Raw genomic sequence first — 2,852 nt, forward strand, 5'->3', positions numbered from 1 at the left:
AACTACGTTGACTGATAGGGACTCGCGGCCGTCTACACCTTCGGCTCTCCCAGAGTGTTCGGCGCCGAGCAGGCCAGGCATCTGGAGGGCGCGTCGCCTTATCCCCATTTCCGGATCGTCAACGGCGCCGACCTGGTGCCCCGGGTGCCGCCGGTGGCGCTCGGGTTCCGACACACCGGCCGCAACGTCTACATCGAGCGCAACGGCGATGTCCGCAAGGATCCGTCCTGGTGGCGCGTCTTCAAGGATGTCGGCTGGCGCCAGGCCTTGCTGGTCGGCCTCACGCTGCTGCTGGTCTGGGGCGGCCTCACCGGACTGGAGGCGCTCGGCATGATGACCCTGCCATGGTACGCGAAGGGCATCGTCATGGCCGTGCTCGCCATCGCCGCGGTGCAACTGCTGCCGAAGCTGCTGCGCCTGTTCCCCGGCAAGACCCGCGCCCGCTGGCGCCTCGTCAGCGACCATTTCATGGAGGCGTATGCGCGTGGGGTGCGGGAGGGGCGGGTGATCGGGTAGTTCTACTGCGGGGACTCTTGAGCCCGGCTGTTCCTTCCGTCGGATACCTTGTTTGCCTTCAGGCAAGGTTGTACTCTTAAACGTACGCCAAAATGTACCGGGTGGTTTCCATGTCAAGGGTTCGAGTAGATGAAGATATCCGTCCTCTGTCTGAATTTCGTGCAGGGGTAGCCACATTCGTAAAGCAGCTCCATGAAACCCGTCGTCCTATGGTGCTGACACAAAGAGGTCGGGGCGTTGCAGTACTGGTGGATGTTCACGAGTACGAGAAGATGCAAGAACGTCTGGAAATACTCGAAGAAGTGTATAAGGCGGAAGAACAAATAGCTTCCGGGGATGGTACAGGGCATGAAGATGCGAAGAGCCGGGTTTTGAGTGGGCTGACCCAATGAAGATTGTCTGGTCCCCGCTTGCGCTGGAGCGTGTCGAGGACATAGCGCGGTATATTTCAGAAGATAGTCCGGATGCTGCGGTACGGTGGGTTGATGATTTATTTACCGCAGTAGAGCGGTTAGCTGATTTTCCCAAAAGTGGACGCATGGTTCCCGAGGTGGGATCACCTCGCATAAGGGAGCTGATATTCGGAGCGTACCGGGTAATTTATAGCATCAAAGATCAGATTGATATTCTGACTGTGCGTCGCAGTAGTCAGCTATTGCGTATGTCCGATCTTGATGATGACGAAACATAACCACCGGCTACACAGCGACCGATTTTCCGCCGCTTCTTGGCTCCAAACCGGCGTGTGAGCTGGGCGTTGGCTACGGTGAAGAGGGTGTGGGCCCTGAGGGCCCCGGTTATTGGTCGCTGGCCGGCAGGGAGGCGTAGTAGGCAGCGAGGGCGGCCTTTTCTTCTTCTGCGAGTTCGCTGACGATGCCCTGCATCAGGCCGGCCAGGGACGTTTCGCGCGCACCTTCGGCATAGGCCTGTAGTTGTGCCATCAGGTACCGGGGCGGGTGGCCGGCCAGCGGGGGCAGGATGGGGTTGCGTTCGCGTCCTTGCTCCCCGTGGCAGGTGGCGCAGGACTGAATGTTGCGGTCGGGGAGGCCTTCAAGGGCAATGTCGCGGCCTCGGTTGATCAGGTCCTCCGGTACGTTGTACGGACCGCCTGCGGGTTCCATCTCGGCGTAATGCCGGCTGATCGCCTGGATCTCGTCATCGTCCAGGTTCCGGGCGATCTGCGCCATGGTGGCGTTCGCGCGCCGGCCGTCCTGGTAGGCGTCCATCTGTTCAATCAGGTATTGCTCCGGGAGCCCGGCCAGGCGCGGGAACGGGGGCTGCGCCTGGCCCTGGCCCTGTGCTCCATGGCACTGGATGCAGGCGGTCGCACCGCGGTCGTTGCCTTCCTGCGCAATGCGGGCTCCGGCGTCTTGGTCGGCGGTGGCTGCGCCAGCGGCGAGCCATACGCTCGCCATGAGGATCAGCAACGGTGGGGCGCGTCGGTTGGGGGTTCGGGGTGCGGTCATCGGGGTCCCTGCGTGCGGAACGGAGGTCTCCGATTGTAGAAGAGGCACACGGCTTTGCTGGGCGGCTGGAGTGCTCAAGGGCGGGGGACTCTGCGGCCGTCTCGTTGCCCTCAGCTTACCCGGGTCAGGTAGGTCTCCGGTTCGTACTGGGTGAAGGCGAGGTAGACGGATACGCTGGTAGCGGGAAGGCCTGCGTGAGGCGGCGCTGCAGATCCCGCTACGCGGCTTCGGGCAGGGCGTCGTCGCGCTCAAGGCATTGTTGGCGGACGACGTGAAGGAAGCTCGGAAAAAGGATAAGCGACAGACTCGCCCCGCTGGATCCCGATGTGCCCGATGTCGACTTGGTGGCGCCGTTATAGCACGGTGCGTCGGTCGGCCTCATTCCGTGGGGCGGCCTTGCTTGGCCGAGCCAGGCGTCATGGCCCGTTAAAGGCTCCGATCTTGACCAGCCGCAAAGGCGAGGGCATAGATGACCACTCACACCACAAGCCGGATCGACTTCGTCTTCGAGATCGCGAACAAGCTGCGTGGCCCCTGCCGGCCACCGCAATACCGCAAGGTCATGCTGCCCATGACGGTGCTGCGTCGTCTGGATTGTGTGCTGGCGCGCACCAGGGAGCAGGTGCTGGAGGACTACGAGATGCTGAAGAAGGTGACCGCATGAGCGGGGGCGAGCTGATCCTCTACCGCAGCGAGGATGGGAAGGCGGAGATGGCGGAGTTGTTCCAGACCTCGGTGCCCAACATCAACACCCACGTCAGGAACATCCTGGAGAGCGGCGAGCTGTCCGCCGAGGCAACTATTAAGGAAAACTTAATAGTTCGTCAGGAAGGGACGCGCCAGGTGCGGCGCGAGTTACTGTCGAAAGTG

General features: G+C 62.0%; 5 protein-coding genes and 1 pseudogene. 5 read left to right on the forward strand and 1 reads right to left on the reverse strand.

Annotated features, from left to right (window positions below):
• Nucleotides 1–39: 39 nt before the first annotated feature.
• From B1A74_RS13835 to B1A74_RS13845, 3 genes and pseudogenes are all read left to right on the forward strand, one after another.
• A pseudogene (locus B1A74_RS13835) lies at nt 40–516 on the forward strand (lipase family protein); the annotation flags it as partial.
• Nucleotides 517–626: 110 nt separating this feature from the next.
• Complete coding sequence (locus B1A74_RS13840; protein ID WP_077244974.1) at nt 627–908, forward strand: type II toxin-antitoxin system Phd/YefM family antitoxin; 282 nt, start codon at nt 627–629, stop codon at nt 906–908.
• Complete coding sequence (locus tag B1A74_RS13845; RefSeq protein WP_077244972.1) at nt 905–1,207, forward strand: type II toxin-antitoxin system RelE/ParE family toxin; 303 nt, start codon at nt 905–907, stop codon at nt 1,205–1,207. Before B1A74_RS13840 ends, B1A74_RS13845 begins: the two co-directional genes overlap by 4 nt.
• A gap of 106 nt (nt 1,208–1,313) precedes the next feature.
• Here the strand turns inward: B1A74_RS13845 and B1A74_RS13850 are convergent, their stop codons facing one another.
• Entirely contained in the window at nt 1,314–1,931 is a 618-nt protein-coding gene (locus B1A74_RS13850) for a c-type cytochrome (protein WP_244269238.1), read from the reverse strand.
• 520 nt (nt 1,932–2,451) lie between these two features.
• On the opposite strand from B1A74_RS13850, the gene B1A74_RS13855 reads away from it, so the two are divergent.
• Together B1A74_RS13855 and B1A74_RS13860 are read left to right on the forward strand one after the other, a co-directional pair.
• The gene (locus tag B1A74_RS13855) at nt 2,452–2,646 is read left to right on the forward strand and encodes a type I restriction-modification system subunit M N-terminal domain-containing protein (RefSeq protein WP_244269237.1); all 195 of its coding nucleotides are present in this window, start codon (nt 2,452–2,454) and stop codon (nt 2,644–2,646) included.
• Nucleotides 2,643–2,852, forward strand: a 210-nt coding sequence (locus B1A74_RS13860) for a virulence RhuM family protein (protein WP_483028316.1), incomplete at its 3' end; no start/stop codon positions are given. The genes B1A74_RS13855 and B1A74_RS13860, both read left to right, overlap by 4 nt.

The sequence above is a fragment of the Thioalkalivibrio halophilus genome (genome assembly GCF_001995255.1).
In the GTDB taxonomy this organism is placed as follows: Bacteria; Pseudomonadota; Gammaproteobacteria; order Ectothiorhodospirales; family Ectothiorhodospiraceae; genus Thioalkalivibrio; species Thioalkalivibrio halophilus.

Coding starts and splice junctions, on each gene's coding strand:
- B1A74_RS13840 (WP_077244974.1), top strand. CDS start 627: ATGTCAAGGGTTCGAGTAGATGAAGATATCCGTCCTCTGTCTGAATTT.
- B1A74_RS13845 (WP_077244972.1), top strand. CDS start 905: ATGAAGATTGTCTGGTCCCCGCTTGCGCTGGAGCGTGTCGAGGACATA.
- B1A74_RS13850 (WP_244269238.1), bottom strand. CDS start 1,931: ATGGCGAGCGTATGGCTCGCCGCTGGCGCAGCCACCGCCGACCAAGAC.
- B1A74_RS13855 (WP_244269237.1), top strand. CDS start 2,452: ATGACCACTCACACCACAAGCCGGATCGACTTCGTCTTCGAGATCGCG.